This window comes from Leptothoe sp. LEGE 181152, from assembly GCF_032906605.1.
Classification (GTDB): Bacteria; Cyanobacteriota; Cyanobacteriia; order Phormidesmidales; family Phormidesmidaceae; genus Leptothoe; species Leptothoe turfae.
Map to the genome: position 1 here is coordinate 213,770 of NZ_JASATU010000062.1, position 22,596 is coordinate 236,365.

Annotated in this window: 23 protein-coding genes; 13 read left to right on the top strand and 10 right to left on the bottom strand. The window is 47.9% G+C overall.

The features are described 5' to 3' along the window. Positions 1-35 precede the first annotated feature (35 nt). Positions 36-482, bottom strand: a complete 447-nt coding sequence (locus QGP82_RS28435; RefSeq protein ID WP_163670373.1) for an Lrp/AsnC family transcriptional regulator — start codon at positions 480-482, stop codon at positions 36-38. A gap of 234 nt (positions 483-716) precedes the next feature. Here QGP82_RS28435 and QGP82_RS28440 point away from each other — a divergent pair, with 234 nt between their 5' ends. From QGP82_RS28440 to cysC, 5 genes are all read left to right on the top strand, one after another. Next, entirely contained in the window at positions 717-2,156 is a 1,440-nt protein-coding gene (locus QGP82_RS28440; protein WP_499061710.1) for a TldD/PmbA family protein, read from the top strand. Continuing rightward, entirely contained in the window at positions 2,153-3,520 is a 1,368-nt protein-coding gene (locus tag QGP82_RS28445) for a TldD/PmbA family protein (protein WP_499061711.1), read from the top strand. The genes QGP82_RS28440 and QGP82_RS28445 overlap by 4 nt, the downstream gene beginning before the upstream one ends. Before the next feature lie 40 nt (positions 3,521-3,560). Continuing rightward, a complete protein-coding gene (locus tag QGP82_RS28450; RefSeq protein WP_163670379.1) occupies positions 3,561-4,715 on the top strand; it encodes an AI-2E family transporter in 1,155 nt (384 codons plus the stop codon). 490 nt (positions 4,716-5,205) lie between these two features. Beyond that, on the top strand, positions 5,206-7,005 hold the full coding sequence (locus QGP82_RS28455) for an SLC13 family permease (RefSeq protein ID WP_163670381.1): 1,800 nt from the start codon (positions 5,206-5,208) through the stop codon (positions 7,003-7,005). A 207-nt stretch (positions 7,006-7,212) separates the two neighbouring features. After that, positions 7,213-7,755, top strand: coding sequence for an adenylyl-sulfate kinase (gene cysC, locus QGP82_RS28460; RefSeq protein ID WP_006515466.1), 543 nt, complete (start codon positions 7,213-7,215; stop codon positions 7,753-7,755). 107 nt (positions 7,756-7,862) lie between these two features. Here cysC and cpcF read toward each other — a convergent pair whose 3' ends face one another. The 7 genes from cpcF to QGP82_RS28495 all read right to left on the bottom strand — a co-directional run bounded on the left by cpcF (position 7,863) and on the right by QGP82_RS28495 (position 13,655). Further along, a complete protein-coding gene (cpcF, locus tag QGP82_RS28465; RefSeq protein ID WP_163702033.1) occupies positions 7,863-8,504 on the bottom strand; it encodes a C-phycocyanin alpha-cysteine-84 phycocyanobilin lyase subunit CpcF in 642 nt (213 codons plus the stop codon). Then, entirely contained in the window at positions 8,504-9,343 is an 840-nt protein-coding gene (cpcE, locus tag QGP82_RS28470; RefSeq protein WP_499061712.1) for a C-phycocyanin alpha-cysteine-84 phycocyanobilin lyase subunit CpcE, read from the bottom strand. Before cpcE ends, cpcF begins: the two co-directional genes overlap by 1 nt. 198 nt (positions 9,344-9,541) lie before the next feature. Beyond that, complete coding sequence (gene cpcA, locus QGP82_RS28475) at positions 9,542-10,030, bottom strand: C-phycocyanin subunit alpha (RefSeq protein ID WP_163670387.1); 489 nt, start codon at positions 10,028-10,030, stop codon at positions 9,542-9,544. A 144-nt stretch (positions 10,031-10,174) separates the two neighbouring features. Continuing rightward, positions 10,175-10,693 (bottom strand): C-phycocyanin subunit beta, encoded by a 519-nt coding sequence (cpcB, locus tag QGP82_RS28480; protein WP_163670390.1) that lies wholly within the window; start codon positions 10,691-10,693, stop codon positions 10,175-10,177. Positions 10,694-11,362: 669 nt separating this feature from the next. After that, positions 11,363-12,106, bottom strand: coding sequence for a phycoerythrobilin:ferredoxin oxidoreductase (locus QGP82_RS28485; RefSeq protein WP_163702029.1), 744 nt, complete (start codon positions 12,104-12,106; stop codon positions 11,363-11,365). Between the two features lie 115 nt (positions 12,107-12,221). Then, positions 12,222-12,950, bottom strand: a complete 729-nt coding sequence (locus QGP82_RS28490) for a 15,16-dihydrobiliverdin:ferredoxin oxidoreductase (protein ID WP_163670393.1) — start codon at positions 12,948-12,950, stop codon at positions 12,222-12,224. A 114-nt stretch (positions 12,951-13,064) separates the two neighbouring features. After that, positions 13,065-13,655, bottom strand: coding sequence for a phycobiliprotein lyase (locus tag QGP82_RS28495; RefSeq protein WP_163670395.1), 591 nt, complete (start codon positions 13,653-13,655; stop codon positions 13,065-13,067). 161 nt (positions 13,656-13,816) lie between these two features. Between QGP82_RS28495 and QGP82_RS28500 the strand changes: the two genes are divergently transcribed. Further along, entirely contained in the window at positions 13,817-14,665 is an 849-nt protein-coding gene (locus tag QGP82_RS28500) for a pentapeptide repeat-containing protein (protein WP_250565934.1), read from the top strand. A gap of 48 nt (positions 14,666-14,713) precedes the next feature. Here QGP82_RS28500 and QGP82_RS28505 read toward each other — a convergent pair whose 3' ends face one another. Both QGP82_RS28505 and QGP82_RS28510 read right to left on the bottom strand, forming a co-directional pair. After that, positions 14,714-15,247 carry a phycobiliprotein lyase gene (locus tag QGP82_RS28505; RefSeq protein WP_499061713.1) on the bottom strand — a complete coding sequence of 178 codons (534 nt, stop codon included), beginning with the start codon at positions 15,245-15,247 and terminating at the stop codon, positions 14,714-14,716. Positions 15,248-15,607: 360 nt separating this feature from the next. Continuing rightward, entirely contained in the window at positions 15,608-16,267 is a 660-nt protein-coding gene (locus QGP82_RS28510; protein WP_163670399.1) for a HEAT repeat domain-containing protein, read from the bottom strand. 112 nt (positions 16,268-16,379) lie between these two features. On the opposite strand from QGP82_RS28510, the gene QGP82_RS28515 reads away from it, so the two are divergent. From QGP82_RS28515 to QGP82_RS28545, 7 genes are all read left to right on the top strand, one after another. Further along, entirely contained in the window at positions 16,380-16,955 is a 576-nt protein-coding gene (locus QGP82_RS28515; protein ID WP_499061714.1) for a globin family protein, read from the top strand. A 13-nt stretch (positions 16,956-16,968) separates the two neighbouring features. Beyond that, positions 16,969-17,658 carry an ankyrin repeat domain-containing protein gene (locus QGP82_RS28520; RefSeq protein ID WP_163670403.1) on the top strand — a complete coding sequence of 230 codons (690 nt, stop codon included), beginning with the start codon at positions 16,969-16,971 and terminating at the stop codon, positions 17,656-17,658. 510 nt (positions 17,659-18,168) lie between these two features. Next, on the top strand, positions 18,169-19,029 hold the full coding sequence (locus QGP82_RS28525) for a phycobilisome rod-core linker polypeptide (protein ID WP_163670405.1): 861 nt from the start codon (positions 18,169-18,171) through the stop codon (positions 19,027-19,029). Between the two features lie 114 nt (positions 19,030-19,143). Next, a complete protein-coding gene (locus tag QGP82_RS28530; protein WP_163670406.1) occupies positions 19,144-19,884 on the top strand; it encodes a phycobilisome rod-core linker polypeptide in 741 nt (246 codons plus the stop codon). Between the two features lie 150 nt (positions 19,885-20,034). Next, entirely contained in the window at positions 20,035-20,802 is a 768-nt protein-coding gene (locus QGP82_RS28535; RefSeq protein WP_163670408.1) for a phycobilisome rod-core linker polypeptide, read from the top strand. Positions 20,803-21,006: 204 nt separating this feature from the next. Further along, positions 21,007-21,762, top strand: coding sequence for a phycobilisome rod-core linker polypeptide (locus tag QGP82_RS28540; protein ID WP_499061715.1), 756 nt, complete (start codon positions 21,007-21,009; stop codon positions 21,760-21,762). A gap of 202 nt (positions 21,763-21,964) precedes the next feature. Next, entirely contained in the window at positions 21,965-22,489 is a 525-nt protein-coding gene (locus QGP82_RS28545; RefSeq protein WP_163670411.1) for a phycobiliprotein lyase, read from the top strand. Positions 22,490-22,596: the final 107 nt, after the last annotated feature.

The following is a 22,596-nucleotide window of genomic DNA, read 5'->3' on the forward strand; positions in this document are numbered from 1 at the left end:
TGCATCGCATAGGCTGCATCGAACCCCACCCAGCCTTAAACCGCCAACGCCGTTGTTTCCTTCACCGTCGATAACGCAATCGATGTCTTCGTCTGCAAAATACCTGGCAGTCCCTTAATGTCCTCACTGAGAATCTGCTCCAGGTCAGCCATCCTGCCGCACCGCACCTTCAGTAGATAATCCCCATCTCCCGCTACGTGATGGCATTCCTGGATGGCAGGTGTCCCCTGGACATAGTCCAAAAACCCCTGGCGATATTGCGGATGCTCCAATACCACCGCCACAAACGCCGTGATGTCATAGCCCAGTTCCACCGCATCAACCACCACTCGATAGCCCTGAATAATGCCGCGTTTTTCTAAACGCCGTACCCGTTCGCTAATGGCGGGTGATGACACCCCATAACGAGAAGCCAGGTCAGACCACGTCACCCGACCATCCACCATCAATGCCCCTAAAATTTTGCTGTCAAGGTCGTCCATTAAAAATGTATTTAAGTATTTTTTGATTTTACCTTGTTTTTTAAGTTATAAATCTATTTTTTATTTTTAAATTAAGGCTAATTTGGATTTTTCTTAAATAATTTAAAAAGAGGTGGTTGCTAGTAGAGGGTCTGCCCCCCCATTGAGGGGCTGGATGAGTAAGAATTACTACTATCAAGACAGGGTGTAGTACGCAGGATTGCTTTACGCCTGGTCTGCACTACCCGAGAAAATATGTTTAAATTCCTTTCTGACGTCGTCACAGCTACGACGGTCTCTACCGACTGGATCGGTATTCGTGCCGTCAAAGATATAACTAAGTCCTGTGCTATCCGCGATTCACATCCGGAACGCAACACTCAACAATTTGGCCATGGAGCCATGGTGGAAGTGCTGGCTCAAGGGCAATTTGGCTACAGCGCCACCAATGATCTCTCGGCGGCTGCCCTGACCAGGGCTATTGAGTCTGCTTACCATCAGGCCATTGCGGCTAGTGTCTGGGCAGTCCACAGGTTTACAACAGCTGCCCGACCCAAAGCTACTGGGAATTATGTATCCCCCCATCGCAAAGGGTTGGATGCCCTATCTCCCGCTGAACTCAATCAAATTTTGCTGCAGGTTTGCGATCGCCTGAAGGTCTCTGACAAGATTGCTCAGACCAGTGCATCTGCTAGAAGCCATGATATTGAGACCTGGTTTGTCAGCAGCAATGGTTCAGAGATTTACCAGCGTGACTACTTAGTAGAGACCCACTTTGGCACCATTGCCCAGGATGGGCCGACCACACAACTGCGCACTGACCATGGCTATTTAGCCCATAGCTATCAAGGGGGTTGGGAGCTATTTCCAGATTTAGATCTGTGGCAGCGGGTGCAGCAGGTGGGAGAACAGGCGGTGGAGCTGTTGGATGCAGACAATTGCCCCAATGTGGCCACTACCCTGGTGCTGGCCCCCGATCAGATGATGCTGCAAATTCACGAGAGCATTGGGCATCCCTTAGAGCTGGATCGGATTTTGGGGGATGAACGTAACTATGCCGGGGGCAGCTTTATCAAATTGGAGGATTTTGGCTCTTTGGAGTATGGCTCCCCCTTGATGAATGTCACCTTTGATCCCACCGTGCCCGGTGAGCTTGCCAGCTATGGCTTTGATGATGTGGGTACTCGGGCTACCCGTGAGTATTTGATTTGTGGGGGTAAACTGGAGCGAGGCTTGGGGGGGCTGGAAAGCCAGCAGCGTTCCCAGGTGCCAGGGGTGGCTAATTCCCGGGCGTCCTCTTGGAATCGACCCGCCATTGACCGCATGGCCAATATTAATTTGGAGCCGGGGGATCGCTCCTTTGAGCAAATCATTGGCAGCATTGAGCACGGCGTCTACATGGAGACCAATCGTTCCTGGTCTATTGATGATCAACGCCACAAGTTTCAGTTTGGTTGTGAGTACGGCAAGCTGATCGAGAATGGCAAGCTGACTCGCACCATCAAGAACCCTAACTATCGCTCTGTCACACCGCAGTTTTGGCACAGTCTTTCCCAGGTGGGCGATCGCAACACTTGGGAAATGTATGGCACCCCCTTCTGTGGCAAGGGAGAACCCAATCAGCTGATTCGGGTGGGGCATGGTTCCCCGATGTGTGCATTTGACAATATTGAAGTGTTTGGGGGTGCGGTATGAGTAGTGTTGTAGCGGAAACAGTTGCAGAATCAGTGACGACTAAGGAATGTGTTTTTGGTCAGCTGGCTGATGCGTTAGCCTCCGCCCATGCGACCATTAATCATTACACCTTGACCATCAGCGGTGAAGATAGTCAGTTCACTCGGTTTAATCAGGCCCGGGTGCGGCAAACGGGGCAGGTGAGCGATGGCAATCTGACCTTGACCCTGATGCAGGCCGATCGTATAGCGTCAGCATCAGTGCCCTTTGTGGGAGATTTTGAAACTGACTGGCCGTTGCTAAAAAAGGCATTGGACGATTTGCAGGCCATGGTGCCTCAGTTGCCGGTTGATCCGTTTTTGGTGTTGCCTACAGGGTCAGCCAGCAGTCGCACCGTCCATCAGGGAGAGCTGTTGGCAGCTGATGCGATCGCATCCACCCTGCTCGATCCGGTCCAATCCCTGGATTTCACAGGTATTTATGCCGGTGGCCTCATCTTCCGAGGGTATGCAGATTCTGCCGGTCAGCATCACTGGTTTGAGAGCACCAGCTACAGTCTGGATTTCTCTCTATTTGATCCTCAAAATCGAGCTGTCAAAGGCACCTTTGCCGGTAGCCAATGGCAGCAGGCCCAGTTCATCGATAAAATCAACCAGGCTAAACAGCAGTTGACCATGATGAGCCGTCCGGCCAAAACCATTGAGCGGGGGCAGTATCGCACCTATCTTGCACCAGCGGCTGTGGCTGAATTACTCCACATGTTTTCCTGGGGCGGTGTGGGGGAAGCCGACCTGCAGCAGGGCAACAGTGCATTTTGCCTATTGCGTCAGGGCGAGCGTCAACTTTCGCCTAAATTTAACCTGCGGGAAAATTTTCATCAGGCTAATACGCCTCGATTTAATACCTATGGTGAAGTAGCCCCCCTACAGTTGCCCATTATTGAGCAGGGGCAGTTGGTCAATAGTTTGGTCAGTTCCCGTAGCGCTAAGGAGTACCAGACACCCTCCAATTACGCCAGTCGTGGTGAGCATTTGCGTGCCCCCGAGATTCTGCCGGGGAAATTGGCGGCTGACAAAATTCTATCCAGCTTGGATCGAGGGCTATATCTTTCCAATTTGCACTACCTAAACTGGAGCGATCACCCCAATGCTCGGGTGACGGGCATGACCCGTTACGCTTGCTTCTGGGTAGAACATGGGGAAATTGTTGCTCCCATTGAAAATCTGCGGTTTGATGAAAGCCTGTATCAATGCTTTGGCGATGGTTTGATTGATCTGACTGATTTTCAAGAAACCATTTCCAGTATCGATACCTATGACCAGCGCAGTCTGGGGGATAGTCGTGTACCGGGTGTGTTGGCGGATGATTTTACCTATACGTTATAAAGGCCAGTAGACTAAAAACACTGCACCCTATTGCCACTTTATGGCCAAAGAATCCTGGGCCGAAAGCTCAGCTAATAATTCACCTCAGCGGTTAACCATCTCTGTCAGTAGTGTTGTGCTGTTAATAGCAGCCATTCCATTATTGGTTCTACTGTGGCAACTCAAAAGTTTACTGCTGCTGGTGATGATTTCAGTCGTCCTGGCCTGTTCAATTGCTCCTGTTGTTGACTGGGCTGAACGCTATCGAGTCCCTCGCTGGCTGGGGGTAATCTTGGTCTATCTCACGTTGATCGGTGGCCTGGTTTTGCTGGGGTTGCTGATTGGCCCAACGGTATTTGAACAGGTAGAACGGATCATTCGCCGCTTGCCGGTGGCGATCAGAGGGTTACTCAATGAAGCAGATGCTTGGCTGACGGCCTTTACGGATACTCAGGCCTTAACCACTAATGAACTTTTTACCCAGCTAATTGATGTCCAGGGCTTGATTAGCTGGACGATTAAGTCGAGTCAGCAGTTGCTGATTCGTTCCTACGGGGTAACCACGGGCATTTTGGGGGGAGTGCTGAGTTTAGTGTTGGCCCTATTTGTGTCGGGCTACATGGTGGCTGACAGTCGTACCCTGATCAAAAACTTGACTCGCTTGCTGCCTAGTCCATGGGATGAGCGAATTTTGGCCCAGGTACCTCCCATGGGGCAGCGGATTGGGGGGTATTTGCGGGGACGGATTGTGGTGTCGGCGCTGCTGTCCGTTGCCACTGGTGTGGGGCTGAGTTTACTCGGTTTAAGGGATTTAGCGGTGGGGCTAGGTGCGATCGCAGGCATCACCAATTTGATCCCATTTTTAGGGCCAATTTTAGGGGCCGTGCCAGCTCTGTTAGTGGCTATTCCCCAAGGCGGCTGGACGTTTTTATGGGTGCTTTTGCTATATGTTGTGGCGCAAAATCTTGAGACCTATGTCCTTGATCCATTGCTCGTAGGCTCCTCTGTGGGAGTACATCCCCTGTATCAGCTACTGGCGGTTTTGGGCGGGGCCCAGGTCTTAGGCATTATTGGTGCATTAATCGTTCCTCCCTGGATTGCTGGAGGTGCTGTGCTGCTTGAAAACCTATATCTGCGTCCCAAGCTGATTGCTGAACGGCAGCAGCGCCGCAGTGGAGCTTTACCAGAATTAGCTGCGTTTCAGGCGGATAGCTAACTAAACCCTGTGTAATTAGTGTCGAACGCCATCAATTTTTGGAGCACCCTGTCTGTGAGGCTCTGATGAAGTTCCGTTGATACGGACGACTTGTGCTACAAACTCACTGTTCGTACATACGTCAGGCTCTGCTGACTCTAGGTGTGTGCCTCTGTAAATTCCTAGAAAATAGTGAATAAGCAGCTGGAAGTGTCCCTAAATTAGCAGCGGTCTACATTAAGTTAATGTGATGAGTTAATGTCGCCTGCAATAGTTTGTTTATCTTGCCGTAATTTAACCAAAGACCCTAACCTTAGGTTGGATAATTTGTCATGGTTACCCTCTATGGCATGTCAAATTATTGAGGGCATATGTTCCCTTAAGTCCTAAGGTAGAAGGGTTTTGTAGATTTTCTACTCCGTAGGGCTGGCTGATATATATTCTCGACTTTCTTATAGTTAAGTAATTTTTCACGCTAAGGCTTACTCGTTATTGGTCTGGCTAGCGATGTATGACTATTGATATTCAAATTCTTATGACTCTGGGGGTAACTGCGGTTGCCCTACTGCTATTCATAGTGGAATGGTTGCCAGCAGACATCACAGCCCTTGGTGTGATGGTGGCTCTGATGGTTCTAGGCCTAGTGAGTCCCCAAGAAGGTATTGCTGGATTTAGTAACTCAGCCACCATCACGGTGATGGCCATGTTTATTCTGAGTGCCGGCATTGCTCGCACTGGAGCGCTACAGCAAGCCAGTAATTGGTTGATTCAGTGGGGGGGCAAAACCTGCCGCCGTCAGATTTTTGCATTGGGCCTCATTGTGGGTCCCATCTCTGGTCTGATCAACAATACAGCGGTTGTATCCGTGTTTTTGCCCATCATTGAAGACTTTTGCCAACAGCATCGTATTTCCCCATCAAAGCTGCTGATGCCCTTATCGTTTGCCACAATCCTGGGCGGTATGCTGACGGTTGTGGGTACATCGACTAGCGTATTGGCCAGTGGTTTGTCAGACCAGTTGGGTTACGGCGAATTTTCCCTGTTTCAATTTGTGGAATTGGGAGCAGTCATATTTGTGGTGGGGTTGCTGTATCTCACATTTATTGCTCCGTTTCTGTTGCCCAATCGCGATGTTTCTGGCAATAGCCTGAGCCAGGAATATGGCCTTAAAGAGTACGTGAGTGAGGTGGTTGTCACCCCCCGCTCAAGTCTAGTGGGACAGACACTACAGTCAAGTCAGCTACAGCGTCGGTTTGACCTAGATGTCCTGGAAATTATCCGTAACGACAACCATTTTCCTCAGCCCCTGGGGGATAAGTCCTTATGTGCGGGTGATATTTTGCTGGTGCGGGCTAGACAGCATGATTTGCTGAAAATCCGTGATGGCGAAGGTATCGAAATTTTGCCCGATGTGCAATTTGGACAAAAGTCCTGGCAGGCAGACTTGAGTTCAGGGCAAGAGGGCGTCGCCGAGGCGCTAGTCATTGCCAATTCCAATTTAGTCGGCTCCACCTTGAAGGAACTGCGGTTTCGTCAGCGCTACAATGTGACAGTTTTGGCGATTCGTCGAGGTCAAGATCTGGTGCGTGAGCGTATGGGCAAGGTGCGGCTGAAGTTTGGCGATTTGCTACTAGTGCAAGGGCCTAAGCAGAGCTTATTGGGTTTGCAAACTAGTCGCGACTTGCTAGTCCTAGAGCAGCGCGATCTGGAAAGTCTGCGATCTGATCGAGCTAACTTAGCCATGGGGATTGGTGTGGGTGTAGTTGCCGTTGCAGCATTTACACCCATTAATATTTTGGTCTCAGCCCTGGCAGGGGTGATGCTGATGATCCTGACCGGCTGTCTAAAACCTGGAGAACTATATCAGGCAGTACGGTGGGATGTAATTTTTCTACTGGCGTGTTTAATTCCTCTGGGAACCGCCATGGAAAGCTCTGGTGCAACAGCTTTGCTAGCCCAGCAACTTATTTCGATAGGCGGGAGTCTATCAGGTTATGGGTTACTAAGCGCGCTATATGTGCTGACAACGGTGCTCTCTAGCATTTTGTCGAACAGTGCAGCTGTTATTTTGCTTTTGCCAGTAGGGTTAAGGGTGGCTTCAGAGCTAGGCCTTAACGTGTTCACGGTGATGTTTGTGATCACCTTTGCTGCCTCCAACAGTTTTATGACTCCCATCGGCTATCAAACGAATACCATGGTGTATACGGCAGGAGGCTATCGCTTCTTGGATTTTGTTAGGGTAGGAGGACCTCTGAGTCTGTTGTTGGCTCTAGTGACACCACCGCTGGCAATTTGGCTCTACGGCATCTAGTAAACGAATGCGTTTACAATTTTGGGTGAGTAGTTTGTTATTTATACAGCTAAGAACCAAAAACGGATTAAGCTCTTATGGAGTCATCGTAGAGTCGCCAAAGCATGGAGCGTTACTTAAGCTACCCCTTTATGAAGATTAGTAACGTATAATACGTTTGCATGAATATGGGTAGCGTTCAAATATAGTTTTTAGGAGTATCTTTATATGCAACATCGTGGTGTAACCGTTTGGTTTACTGGCTTGAGCGGCTCAGGCAAGACTACTATCAGTCAGGCTCTAGAGAAAAAATTACGGGCGGCTGGTGCCAAACTTGAAGTGCTAGATGGTGATATTGTTCGTACCAATCTCACTAAAGGTCTGGGCTTTAGCAAAGAAGATCGTGACGAAAATGTTCGCCGCATTGGTTTTGTATCTCACCTGCTAACTCGCAACGGTGTGATTGTGTTAGTCTCAGCAATTTCTCCTTACCGTGAAGTGCGCGATCAGGTCCGTCAGCGCATTGGCGATTTTGTAGAAGTGTATGCCAACACACCGGTTGAAGTGTGCGAACAGCGTGATGTAAAAGGCCTTTATAAAAAGGCTCGTTCTGGTGAAATTAAGAACTTTACCGGCATTAGCGACCCCTATGAAGAGCCACTAAACCCCGAGGTTAATTGTGAGACTGTTAACGAGACTCTAGAAGAGTCTGTAAATAAGGTGATGGCCAAGCTTGAAGAGCTTGGTTACTTATCTCCTGTAGCAGCTTAAAAATGTTCTTCGAACTGCTGTTTGAGTAAACAGCGAATTGTCTTCTTTGGGATAAAAAGGGATAAAGAGACATTATGTCTCTTTATCCCTTTTACTGTTTTTGTGTATTATTTTTGGCTCAGTTTTTCTAAAGCCCATTGGGCTCTTGCTTGCACCGCTGCTGTTTCGTCACGATGACTAAGCTGGCTAAGACATTGAGTGATTTGAGTGCTGTGGGTACTGTGGGTGAGCTCCATGGCTAAGGCCTCTAGCCCTACAACCGCTGCGTAACGTACCACCCATTCTTCGTCCCCAGTAACCTGCAACAATGTTGTTAGCGATCGCACCATCGCCACATTACGCTTATCCTCTTCTATGTCAGACCAACGAATGGTGCCTAGACCTCTCGCTGCAGCCCGTCTGACGCTGAGGGAAAAGTCATTGGCAGCGGCATCCAGTAATAGTTGTTGACCACGCGGATCGCCAATGCCCGCCAATGCCCGAATCGCCCAGGCCCTTGCGCCGTAGTTATAGTTATCCAATTTTTCCAACAGGTGTGAGACCGATGGAACACCAATTTGGACTAATCCTTCAACGGCGGCGACGGCGGCACCTGGATTATTAAAGCCTAATACTTGAATTAACGTGGGAATGGAGCGTTCATCCTTAAGGCTGGTTAGATCTTCAACGGCATCTAACAAGCCTTGGGCAGAATCCGCATCGTTAACCGCTTGTAAACAGCTATCAAAGGTTTTCAGTAGGGCGACCATTACAACAAGCTATCCATTAGTTCCATCACTTGACGGCTGTCGTCAGAAATGGGTGACGTGTCTTCCCCAGATTGTATTTCAAAACTAATTTGGTACTCAAGTATGCCCCTGAGGGCAATCAGTTTCATGCTGTTTTCAGCTAGGGTGTTTGCGATCGCAGTTGCCCCGGCCAAATAACCGACAGCTCCTAAATCCATCAGTGCCGCTCGTCGCAGCTGTAGCTGATCATGAGCTAACACTTTGACTAGGCGTTCCGCGTACTGAGCTTCTCCCGTAATTTGATACATTGCCCGAGCTGCCGCGTTACGTACCTGGGGAACGTCATGGTCTAAAAAGGGGCCAATAATTGTTACTAATTCTGCATTTCCTAAGGTGCCCAGTGCTTCCAAAATAGCGTTGTAAGGTTGCACCAGGTGAGGTTTGTCAGAATCCTGGACGGCTGCGGCAACACCACCATCGAGTAGATTGAGCAGCGGGGGAACAGCCATCGAGTCCCCTAAACTTTCAAGGGACTGGGCTGCTTTTTCTCGCACATAATAGTCATCGCAGTGGAGACAATTAATTAGGGCAAGCACCACCCGGTCACTGCCTTGGCCAATTTTTCCCAGAGCCGTGACCGCATTACGTCGTAGGGGATAACCACCATCTGGCGAACGATCGGTTTCATCTTCCAATGCCAATAGCAAAGCGTCTATTGCCTGCGGTTGGCAAATACGCATCTTACCCAACCACCAGGCGGCATAGTAACGTAAGCCTGGATCTGCGGTCTGGTTAATATTGACAAATGCCTGGTCAATGGTTAACGGCTGACCGTCTGGATTATGAGGGACACCACTCACAACGTAACCTCAAGAATAGACAGATTGCCTACAGATTTAATGTACAGACGTTGCATGCAACGTCTTCTCCAATGCCTAAACATAACAAACCCCAGAGGTAGAAGAAAACACCAGTAAAAACCAGCGCTTCCAAATACCTCTGGGAAATAATTGAAACTCAAACAACGTAGCAATTTGCTACAGAGGCTCAAGACTCAATTAGCTTAGGGCATTGATAGCGTAATCGATATAGGCATTAGCTTCAGTCGCAGCCTGACCACTCAAACCGTGGCTAGCCTTGATGTACTTAAGCGCCTCAATGTACCAGCTAGGAGACAACTCGTAAGCACGGTTGATCTCATCTAGACCCGCTACTAAGTACTCATCCATGGGACCAGTACCACCTGTAATGAGGCAGTAGGTAACCATGCGTAGATAGTAACCAACGTCACGAACACACTTATCTTTACCAACCTGGTCGGAAGCATAGGTGGGACCAGGAGTGGAAACAGTGTAGGGAAACTTGCTGTAAACGGCGTTTGCTGCACCAGAGCATAGAGCGTCAGCTTTAGCAGTCAAACCACGAGCAGCTTCCATACAAGCTGAGGCACGCTGGAAACGACCAAAAGCAGACTGAATCTCGGTGGAACTTAGGAAACGACCTTGCGAATCAGCAGCAGATACTGCTTCAGTCAGAGGGGTTTTCATTGCTTGAGATATCTCCCAAAGTTTCTAAACAGACGGACAGAAAAAGGAAGTTATTGATTAGAGAACTCTCTTGATCTGTCAATTACCAAACTCACTAAAGCTTGTCGAGCATTAAGCTCGCCAAAAACTACCTAGGGAGTTAACTTAAGCAACAGCAGCAGCTGCACGATCAAAGTAACCTGCAATCTCAGCCATTAGACTGGAGCAGTTACCAGGAGTAATGCCATTGGAATCATTAGCGATCGCAATAGCAGCCTCCTTCATCTTCTGAACGCCAACGGCAACCGAAGCACCGGGAGTACCGAGAGCTAAATAAGTCTCGCGTAGACCGTTCAAGCAACGATCATCTAGAACACTAGCATCGCCAGTGAAGATAGCATAAGTTACATAGCGTAGGATAATTTCCATGTCGCGCAGACAAGCTGCATTACGACGGCTAGTGTAAGCGTTACCACCAGGAGCGATGAGTGAAGGCTGCTCGGCAAATAAAGCACGAGCGGAATTTGTCACGATAGCGGACGCATTGCTGGTAATACGGTTAACCGCATCCATGCGCTTGTTGCTGTCAGCAACCATTGCAGATAAAGCGTCCAATTGAGCACTGCTGAGATATTCGCCTCTTGCATCAGCCTGGGAGACGACCTTAGCAAACGCATCAAACATAGATTGACTCTCCTAAATTTGATTCGTCGAAGTAAGTTTCCAAAAAAGTGGGGACGAGAACCCGTTAAGCAACTGCATCAAAAACAGTTTCATTATAGAGATAGGCGAATGCAGACAATCTGAAACGACTTTTACAGAAGTCATGAATCATCTCAGCAAACATCGCTCTCCCCAATTTGAAGATTAAAGCGAATAGGGACCGAATCTAACAAAGTTAAAGAAACTTCACCCTTGGCAACAGATGTTTGTTTGCCTTCTGTAAAAAACAGCCACAAGCCTGTCTGCTACAAGCTATCAGTCTATTTTATATACTGCGTCGGGGACACAATATATTACGAATTATAAGGGTTGTGGGGATTTGGTAACAGATGTAACACCTAAAAATATGATAGATTTTTCAGTCCTCGTCAGAAATATTTTGCCAGGATAACTTTACCCCATGCATACATGGGGTTCGTATTCTGTCAATTAAAAACATTAAACCAAACGAGTAAGTGGCACGGAGTTGTTCCGTCTCTTCCACTTACTTGTTAATTTCTTAGGCGCTGGCGCTTAAATAATCACAATCACCCCATTACTCCATCACTCATCCACCCATCTACAGCCCCAACCTGGGTCTTTATTTTTGTGCAGTCCCCTGAGGTATCCTATGCGATTTCTTATAAGGGCCTACGCAGTTTGTAAATGGCGTTCCAGGTCGAACAGAAATCCATGGATATATTCTTCAGTCCACTCAGCGCCGTAGTAGCGAGTTAACATACCTCGGGCCGGATCTTTCTCAGCACGATAGCGAATATAGTTAATTTGGGCGGTTTCAATGGCCTGAAGCCGTTCTGGGTCGGTTACGGGTTGCGCGGCTTCCACAAAGCCTATATAAGCGTCTAAATAGTCTTTAAAGGCGTTAAATACATGGGTGGTCACGTCTTCTAGTTCAGTGGGTCGGGTCCATAGAAACGCAGGGGAAAAGAAGGGTTGTGCTTCTGCTGGAAAATCACCGCCCCAAGGTAGCTTCTGCTGATAGCGCTCAAACATGGGCATAATCGGCTGGCTATAGCGAGCCTGATAATCTTTGCTATCGCGGAAGAGTGGTTGCATGTCAATGGCGATCAGGTGCCCGCCAGGTAATGTCACTAAATCTCCACCGAAAAAGGGCAGGTCGTATTCTAGCCGGGGGAAGATCACAAAGTTGAGGACTTGTAAACTGTCGCCTGCTTGAACATGGGCTGCCCGAATCTGTCGTAGTTTGGGAGAACAATAGCCGTGACTGGTGGTCAGTACAGTGACTTCGCGCTTGCCCTTGCCAGTGGTGGCTGTGTTACTCTCAAAACCGGCGGGAATTGGGTAGGGAGAAAGCTTTAGGCGATCTTGGAGAGTGGAGATCGCATGGTCTAAAAACGGTTGATATAGAGTCATAGGAAAAAACAATTAAGGCACCTGCCATAGATTCCTTATCGTGTAAGGACGTCTCTAACAGGTGCCCTGAAATATCATCAGTTGGGTGGGGCTTATCTCACGAATAGGCTTAAACCTAATGAGCTTGCACAGCCAGGGGAACTGCATCTTCAAACAGGAACTCATAGAGGAAGCGATCTGCCCACTCTGCGCCAAAATAGCTGGTAAATAAGCCGTGAGCCGGGTCACGTTCTGCGCTGTACTGGTCATAGTCAATCTGAGCTTTTTTGACCCGATCAATCTCTGCATCGGTTGTTAGCGGCTCAGCATTTGCTAATATCTGCCAGTAAAGATCTAAATAGTCTTTGAAGGCTGACAAAACTCGCGTAGAGACAGTTTCAGTATCTGTCTTGGCAAACAACAGATATTTTGAGAAGTACTGATTGGCATCGTAAAACTTCATTTCCAGACCCTGGGCCAACTCGGCGTAGTTATCGCGCAACTCCTTGAGTGGCATCAGATACTTGGCTTCGTAAGCTTCATCCTGGAACAGGGGTTGAAAATCGAGAACAATTAAGTTCTTAACCTTGCCAAAGGACAAAAAGTCAATCCCCAGTAGGGGCACATCGTAGCAATGATTAGGATAAAGGACACCATTAAATATTTGTGCGCCTTTACCAGCGTCGATATATGTATAGCGAATTTTTCGTAATTCAGATGACTGATAACACCAGCTTTGAATCGATGCCGGGTTCCGCCCTCGCTCGCTAATTTGGCACTCTAGTCCCTCTGGAATAGCCCGTGGCTGTAGTTCAAATCTCTCTTTTAAGGAGGCTTCTAAATGCTCTAGAAAAGGGCGGTACATGTGTCTTCGCCTTAATTTATAACGGTTACGACAGATACCTTCTGCCATTTGCAGCATAGGAGATATCTGAGGCCCATGTCTTGAATCTTAGAGACAAAGATACATTCCGTTACATCAGGCTGTGGGCAAGCGGGCGGCATTGGCTTGAACCATAGCTGCCAGGTCATCCTGGGTGACAAACCGTCGCTCTGAACAGTAGGTCATCAGATTAATGCCGTTGGCGAGTCGGGCTGTGCTGACCCGCACGCGAAAGTCGTCAGAGAGAAACCAGCAGCGCTCTTGTCCCTGGTTTTTGTCATACTCGTTGTCAATGGTCAATACACCATCATCAGCAAATCCGTAGCGCCCTACCACTGGCATATTTTCCACATAGCCGCGGTCCCTTAAAAGTTGGCCAGCGCGACCCTGGGCATTGTTGGGAATATCCACCAGGATGGCTGCATATTTAGAGTCATAGGTAAATTCTTTGGTATTGGATTGCCAGGAAAACTGAGCTCCCCCCGCTGCTTTCCCTGGATCCACCCCCTGGCTCTGACAAATTTCTACAATGCGTGGATCCTGCGCTTCGATGACATCCACGATCAAGTTAGACTCTCCTGATTCATCGGCCACCGAGTCAAAATGATGGACGGCCCGCTGAATAAACCAGATGCCTTCGCTTTTGCGAAAAAAATCCATCATGGTCATGGGAGATTGAAATGGCATGGGAGATTGTCCGTATTAAATAGGTTATTTGCTCAAGACTGTGTTCAAGGGCACTGTTACACTGACCTTAAAGAACACCTTTAAATCACTGCTTTCGTCGCTGATTTATCCCTGCGAGGCACAGCGACGTTTCATCCTTTAGTTACAAAGTTTAGCTATCTATGAGCCATCCCGAAACTCTAAGTTTAGATGCGTTGTTGTTAGATCGTCTGGCAGTTCACCATGATTTGTCAGGAGCTGATCTCTCGGGTAAAGATCTGCGGGGCTTTGATTTATATCGAGTTAATTTATCAGCGACCAATCTGACCAATAGTTGTCTGCAAGGGGTGACCTTAATTGGTGCTAACCTCGCTGGCGCAAGTCTGAGCGGTGCCCAGCTACAACAGGCTGATTTGCGCGGTGTGGAGCTCACCGGGGCCGATTTAAGTGGAGCGGATTTGACAGGGGCCTTTGTTCATCGTTCTGACCTGCGTGGGGCTAACTTTAGCGGCGCAGTATTATCAGAGACTAAGCTCAACATTGCGCTCTATGATGATAAAACCCTTTGGCCAGAAGGCTTTCGCTACAAAAGCTGTGGGGCTGTTGGCCCAGAAGCTGTACTCAATGGTGCGTTTTTAAACACGGCCTATTTGCGGGGGGCCAATCTTCGCGGAGCAAAACTTTTAGGCGCTTACCTAAGTGGGGCCGATTTAACAGGCGCTATTTTGGATGATGCCAGCTTGAGTGGAGCAAATTTACAGAAGGCGTTTCTGACGGGGGCCAGTTTGCGAAATGCTCGAGTCAGCGGCACTGAGTTTCAGAAGGCGGATCTGCGGGCAGCAGACCTAACGGGTGTGGAGTTTGACATGGTGGGTAATATTGCCGGAGCCGATTTTACGATGGCTCAGGGGCTGACCCAAAATTCCAGAGGCCAGTTATTAGGCCGTTCGTCCGGTGAATTAGATGTATGGAACGGTCTGACCCGCAATTCGACGCGGCGGAGTTTAACGCTCGAAGCTGAAGCAGGATAGACAGGTGGAATCCTTTGGAGGGTGGGCATTGCCCACCCTCCAAAGGATTTACGCCCGTGTCTCTAAATATTGACCAATCATGATTTCCTGACCAGCTCTCGAAATGATGGTTTGGCGCGTGCGGTGCTTATCGCCGACTAGCTTAAGCTCTTCATCGAAGGCAGAACCACCGTACTCAGTGTGGAGCTGCATGGTGTTGCGATCGCGCATCTCATAGGTCGCTAACACAGGTTTTGTCGTAGCAAATCCGCGATCTCGATACAGGATATTGCCTTGCAGCCCAAAAACAGTAGAACCCGTGGCTTGTTTACGGCTGGGACTAATGTAGTTGCTTTCCCACGAAGATTTCACACCGCAAATGATCGGTGTGTCTAGGCCGTGCATGGCTTCTAGAGCGACGAGTTCAGGGTGATTAGCCTCTAAAAACTCGATATTTAGGGCGCTCACGACTTCTTGAGCTTCACCATTCTTGAGTGTGTAGTAACGACGTTGGGAGGTCCATTGGCCAGCAGATTGCTCAAAGAAATTAGCCGCCAAGGCTTCCAAGTTGTCAATAAGGGTGGTAATCACAGGCAATGACATAGAATCTAGGACCTTAAAATTAAGCGATGCACTCGAAATCAAGCTATAGGTAAACAAATTTATATTTATTTACATTAAAGGTAGCGAAAATCTAATCAAACAGCAATAAAGCACTTATTGAACGCGCCACGTCTCTCCCAGTGGACTCAACTAATCTTCCACTGAGAGAAAAGCTAACAGAGCTTAGCTCTGATGGCTGTAGCCATACCTACCGTTCTACGTCTGGCGGGGCATTCGTAGGTTATGACTACAGTTTCATTGCCCAACTCTCCGTACAGAATTGTCTGTCCTTCAGGTGGCGTCACTGGCATCTATCAAGGTTCGTCCAGTGGGAATAGGCTGAGTGAGCGCCGTTTGTGCTTAGGGCACCAACCCTTCCAGGGCGGCGGCGACAACCTTATGTTGCTGATCCTGGCGCAGCTCTATCAACGCCTCTTTGGCTGCTGGCGCGTCGAAGCGCTTGAGGGCATAGGCGACATGCATGCGTGTGTACCAGTTCTCTGCCGTTTTCAGGGGTAAGATTGCGGCTAGTGCTGCCTCTGCTTGGTGGGTATTTGCCAAGGTGCTCAAATGGTCGATGCCTGCGTTGATTACGGTCAGATCGCTGTCGATGATGGCCGCTAGACAAATGTCAAGCATATTTGTTGGGCTATTGAGGTCGATCATGGCGGCTAGAATGCTGCGCCGAATCAGCCAGTTGCTGTTGCCATGAAATGTCTTAACCAGATGGGGAATAGATGCGTCACCATACATTGCCAGGGAGTTAGAGGCTTCTGCCCGCACGTTAGCGTCTGGATCATTGTCAATCATTGCCAGTAGTGCCTCGAAGCCGGTGTCGCTACGTTTCCGCCCAAGGCCCATGGCTACGAATGAACGGACCAAGAACTCAGGATCGTCCTTTTTACTTAGCAGTAGCGGGCTGGCCGTATCAGCGTCATAATCTTTGAGAGCCACAATGCCCTTCAGGCGCTCCTGCGAATCGGGGTGTTCAAGGATGGCTTGAATATCGGAAAGTTCCATAGTTGATTGGGCCAATTGTCAGCAGCGGACCACTGATGAAGCGTTACATCTAGGATGATTTTACCTTGATTGTAACAGTGTGTAACAATAATTAGAGAGCGTTAAAACAATCATGTCATCGTCCCTCAGTCCTCGGGTCAAAGAACTCATTTTTAAAGCACGAATTGTCAGTTTTAATGGCTGGCAAGACGAATTTGGAGAAGATGCGATCGCACAGCTCCAAACAGCCGATAACGAACGTGTCTACTTAGACGATGCGTTACTAGACACAATGCCTGCTGGTCCCATTGCCCGTCACCTACGCGACCATGCCAGTGCGATTGTGGATGCTGCTCGGGCACAAGTCCTTGAAAAATTTCCTGGTATCACTGGGTCCGGTGGCAGATTATATCCAGCGATTCGTGCTGAAGCCTGTTGGCGAGATTTTTGGCATTTTTTACGCTGCATTACCTATGGCATCGCGGCCCAGCGACCTGACTATACCAATACTATGGGGCTGTCTTACATGGAGCAGCTTTACCAAGAATTGCAGGTGCCCCTCGATGCCATGGTGTATGGTTTGCAGTCTCTAAAAACGGCCAGTAAAGATCAGCTAGCAACGTTGGGGATAACGGCTAGCGATCGCCAGATTGACCCCTATTTTAATCACCTAATTCAGGCCCTGAGCCAGTTTCAATCTGCCACTTAGTTTTACGAACGCCATGTCATCTACCCATGAACCCTTGGTTAATGCCTGTATCCGTGGTGATGTGGCAACGATCAAAAGGCTTTTAGTGAAAGGTACCGATATTGAAGGTATCTGGCGGAGTTGCACAGGATTAATGTGGGCGGCAGCTGAAGGACATCTATCTATTGTTGAGCTGTTGCTGGACGTGGGAGCCAATGTCAACGCTCGCAACGAAGTTAACTACACGGCCATTCTGTATGCAGCTGAAGCCGATCAACGAGATATTGTGCTCACGTTGCTTGACCATGGGGCACAAACTGATGCCAGTGTCTGCAATCGCTATCAAGAAACCATCCTGCTGCTCATGGCTCGTCAAGGTCATGCCGATATTGTGGAGCGATTGGCCCAGATCGGGGATGATGTGCACCACACCAACAAGATTGGCGACACGGCATTATATCTGGCCGCTAGTAATGGTCATGCCCCTACCGTGGCGAGTTTAATCCGGTTGGGTGCAGCTGTGAATACTGCCAATGTAGGGGGGTGGACACCTTTGATGATGGCTGCCGCCCGAGGTGACATTGACATTATTGAAATACTTCTGGCAGAAGGTGCTGATGTAACGTCCCAAAACCGTTGGGGAGGTACGGCTCTCAGTGAAGCTCAGCAGTCATTTCGTTCAAGCCAGGCCGTTACTATGCTGCGTAAAGCAGGGGCTGAATAGTGCATTACTGAGGGAATAAATGTAGAAATGTAAACTTTGAAGATCTGAGTTGCTAGAAGGCTTGAAATCTCGTTTGTGAAAATCCCCTGATTTAATGCTTAATATATACTTTTGTATCTTTCGGGCTGCTAGTTAAGTCAAACTGATAGGTCATATCAGGGGGGTGTCAATGGACGTTAAAACGTATATATAAATAGGGTTTTCATCCTCTGTTTGATGGTCGTGATCATCAGTTTTGTATCCCCTGTACCAGTCTGGATGCCGAGTTTATAATTCTTGATGATTAGAGGCTGCTTTTATATACGAAGATGGGTTCTAGTGAGTGTTTATGCCTGGTTTCAGTATGATTTGTCAGAGCTGTCTAAACTAACTTGTTAGAGACTAGTCAGCAGTTCTAACAAGTTACATAGAAGATTCAGCAATGCTTGGAGGGTATTGTTACCCTTAAGCTTCTTAACATTCCGAGATAAAATTATTTAGACCATTGTTGTCGTCTAGGAGATAGCATTAATGGCTTTTGGACCAGCTTCACGATTGGGCGTGAGCCTTTTCGACGAGACCCCTCCAGTCGAGTGGGTTCCTGGCCTTGATAGTGAGGGCCTCGAGTCTATTATCAAAGCCGTCTATAGACAGGTTTTAGGTAACGCATATGTGATGGAGAGCGAGCGCCTTGCGGTGCCCGAGTCCCAGTTTAAGCGTGGTGAGTTGACGGTACGTGAATTTGTCCGCTCAGTGGCTAAGTCTGATATGTATCGTGCGCGCTTTTTTGAGAGCTGCCCTCGTTACCGCAATATTGAGCTTAACTTCCGCCACCTACTTGGCCGAGCTCCCAATAGTTTTGAAGAGATGAAAGCCCATAGTGCCATTCTGGATACTGAGGGCTTTGAGGCTGAGATCGATTCTTATATCGATAGCGATGAGTATCAGGATGTTTTTGGACAAGATTTTGTCCCCTATATTCGTGGCTATAAGACCGAAGCTAGTAATATGGTTGGCTTTACCCACACCTTTGAGCTAGTACGTGGCGCTTCTAGCAGCTCTTTAAAGGGCAGCGTTAATGGTAAGAAACCTCGTCTGAACTCGTTGGTAATCAACGCTATTCCAGCACCTGTTCTATCTCCGTTGTCTGCTGGCGGCACCTTCCAGACTCCCCCCGATTCTTCTCGTACTCGCCACGGTGTTGGTGCCAGTTCTAATGGCAAGATTTATCGTGTTGAGGTTACCAGCTATCGTTCCAATGCCTTCAACCGCGTGTCCAAGTTCCGTCGCGCCAATAAGGTGTATATGGTTCCCTTTGACAAATTGTCTGATGAGTATAAGCGGATCCATAAACAGGGTGGTGTGATTGCCAGTATTACCCTGGTTTCCTAGGTAACGGTTATCTGCAATGGTCAGAAAATGGGTTGTATCAGCCTTTTTCTGATCATTGCTTCGGATGACTTATGTGTTGAGAACGTCTTTTCAAAAAACAGTAGGAGATTTCCAATGACAACGTTTGAGTTGTGGCCTGTTAGCAGCAGCGAAGATAAGCAATCCATCATTCGTGCTGTATACCGCCACGTTTTGGGTAACCCCCATGTGATGGAAAGCGAGCGTTTGGTAAGCGCTGAATCTCAGTTTTGTGATGGCTCTCTCTCTGTTCGGGACTTTGTCCGTGCTGTTGGTAAGTCTGACTTTTACCGCAGCCGTTACTTTGAGTGCTGTGCTCCTTATCGCTTTGTAGAGCTAAACTTCATGCACTTTTTGGGGCGTGCTCCTGAGAGCCAGGCTGAGCTTTCTGAACACATTCGTCGCTGTGTAGAAGAAGGCTACGATGCTGAAATCGATTCCTATATTGATAGTGACGAGTACCAGTCTCGCTTTGGTGAGAATGTAGTGCCGTTCTACAACGCTAGTGTTACTCAGGTGGGGCAATCCCAGGTAAGCTATAACCGCATCTTTGCCATTGATCGTGGTCCTGCTCAGGTTAGCAGTGCTGTGAAGTCCGCTCAACTTGTGTCTCAGGTGGCTGGTGCTGAGAAAGGTAATAAGGTTAAGCGTGCAGCAACTAACTTGAACTCTGGAACAACCAAGCGGTTCAAGATTAAGACCACTGCAGCTAAGTTTGATTCTCCCCGTCGTGTCAGCATGAACGAGTACATCGTGTCAGCTGATAAGATGACGCCTCAGATTCAGCGCATCCATCGCACAGGTGCCAAAATTGTCAGCATCACTGAGATTGTTTAATTCATTCAGCTGTTTTTGAGTAGAGAATTCTCACAGTTAGAGAGGATTCTCTACTCAAGCTGGCGTTTGAAGTATCAACATTTGGGGGTGTTGCAATTTTTGCGGCACTCTGTTCTTAAAAAAATAACTTAATTGTTGGAGGATTTTTTCATGGCACTTTGGGTTGCAGATGCAGCACCGATTGAGCTTCGTCCTAACGCTACTGAGGACGATCTCCAGGTTGTAATCAATGCCGTTTACAGGCAAGTTTTAGGCAATATGCATGTTATGGATAACATGCGTATTGCTAGCGCTGAGTCTTTCTTGCGTGATGGCAAGATTACTGTCAGAGGGTTTGTTCGTGCTGTAGCTAAGTCCGACCTTTATCGCACTGCATTTTTTGAAACGTCATCTCCCTATCAGTTTATTGAGCTGAACTTTAAGCACCTTTTGGGGCGTGCTCCTCAAGATCAGACTGAGATTGCTGAGCATGTTGCCACCTACAACGGTCAGGGCTACGATGCTGAAATTGATTCTTATCTGGATAGTGCCGAGTATCTAGCTAGCTTTGGTGAAGATATTGCTCCCTATGTGCGTGGTGCTCAGAGCTTGCCTGGGTATAAGAACGTAAGCTTCAATCGTACATTTGCTTTGGTGCGTGGTGATGCGACGAGTGATCGCGGTCGTTCTGCTCGTTTGATTGGTTCTGTTGCGGGTAATCTGACTAGCAAAATTGCAGCGCCCCGTGGTGGCTCAGGCACTTACACCAATACTGGTAAGCGTTTCCGTATAGCAGTATCCACATCTGCTGCTGCTGCCGCTATTAACCGCGTTAGCAACCAGGAGTACGTGGTTTCCTACAGCCAAATGTCTAAAACCATTCAAAATGTGTTGAAGCGTGGTGGCAAAATCGTCAGCATTACTGAAGCCGGTTACTAGGCTTCTTTTCAAGGCAGCCCCTGCCTTAGACAAGGGCTGCCTCTTTTATTGACTATTGGCTTTGCTTTTGTCGTTGCTGATTTAGTGAATTCTTCAGTCTATTAAATGTGCTATCGCTCAATCCTTGACTGATAAAATCATCCCGATGATCAGCAACGCTTTGATTTTTAAATTCAATCATCACTAAATAGGAGAATAATAGCCATGGCACTTTGGTTAGAGAGCCTTGAAGCCACTGAGTTGCGTACTAATGCAACTGAAGATGATCTACAGGTTGTCATCAGAGCTGTTTATAAGCAAGTTTTGGGTAATCAGCACGTGATGGACAGTCAGCGTCTGACTAGTGCTGAGTCGATGCTCAGAGATGGTTGTATCACTGTTCGAGGATTTGTTCGTGCAGTAGCTACGTCTGATCTATATCGCTCCCTATTTTTTGAAAATTCTTCTTCGTACCGCTCTATTGAACTGAATTTTCAACATTTGTTGGGTCGTGCTCCTCAAGACCAAACTGAGATTGCTGAGCACGTTGCTATTTACAACACTCAAGGTTTCGAAGCAGAAATTGATTCCTACATCGATAGCGATGAGTATGATGCTGCTTTTGGTGAGAACACTGTGCCCTATGTGCGTGGTAACTCCAGTCAAGCTGGTTTGAAGAATGTTGCGTTTAATCGTACATTTGCTTTAGATCGCGGCTATGCAGCTAGCAATGTCACCAGCACATCTCTGGTTAGCGACATTGCTGGTAACCTGGGTACTAAAATCAAAGTCCCAACGTCAGCTTCTGGTGCTTATAGCAATACCGGTAAGCGTTTTCGCATTACTGTTTCTAAGGCAAACTTTGGGGCACGGGTTACTAAGAGTAATTACAGTGTAGAAGTGGGCTTTGCTCAGCTTTCTAAGCGTATTCAGACTGTACAGCGCTCGGGTGCAAAAATTGTTAACATCTCAGAAATCTAGTTTTGATTTCAGTGACTTTCAGGTGATAGCTAGTGAGCTTTTAAACAAGCTAGCTTAGTTATCTTTGAAGCCTCCAGCAAGATGTGTTGGGTAAACCGGACACATCCTGCTGGAGGTTTTGTTATGGGCTTTTACTTTTGGTGGAGTTAAGGGTTACTTTAGATAAGCAGCAATAAAATTTTTAAGCTTTTGTTCTAACTAAATGGATATTGAAACTTTTGTGCAACGTTCGTTAGGTGAATGGCGATCTCAACGTAGTGCCCATCACCTAGCATTTGCCCATTTTGAAGAAGTGCGTTCTACCATCAATATTGAGCCTCTCACAGTAGATGAGCCAGGGGTATTAGAACTGTGCAAACGCTATGATGTTGCTCCAGAAATTGTAGTGAGCCCTTTCAAAATGAGCTGGGAAGGTGAATCTGACTGGGATGAAGATGAGGTCATGGCAGGGTCTACCATTCTTGTGCCCGTGCCTGATAGTGCAACTACAGGGAAGCTATTGCGAGAGCAGGGGTATGCGGAAACAATGGAAGCCGTTGGTACCTATTCTTTAGGCGAAGATGGCACCTTTGTGCTGACTACCTCCTATGATCGGGCGGCTGCAGAGGAAAAAATTTGGTTTGCCACTCCTAACCTAAGGTTTCGGGTGTCCTTGATTAAGACCAGTAGTGGCAAGGGGGTGACTACTGCTAGTTTTTCATCAGAAGTTCGACGTAATCCTGGGTAAGAAATAAGTAAGGTGAGTCATCGAATGCTGATAACCTGTGGGGCAATATGCTCCTAATGCTGGCACTTTTACCCGTTGCTTGCGTACACTAAATCAAGTGGGTGATA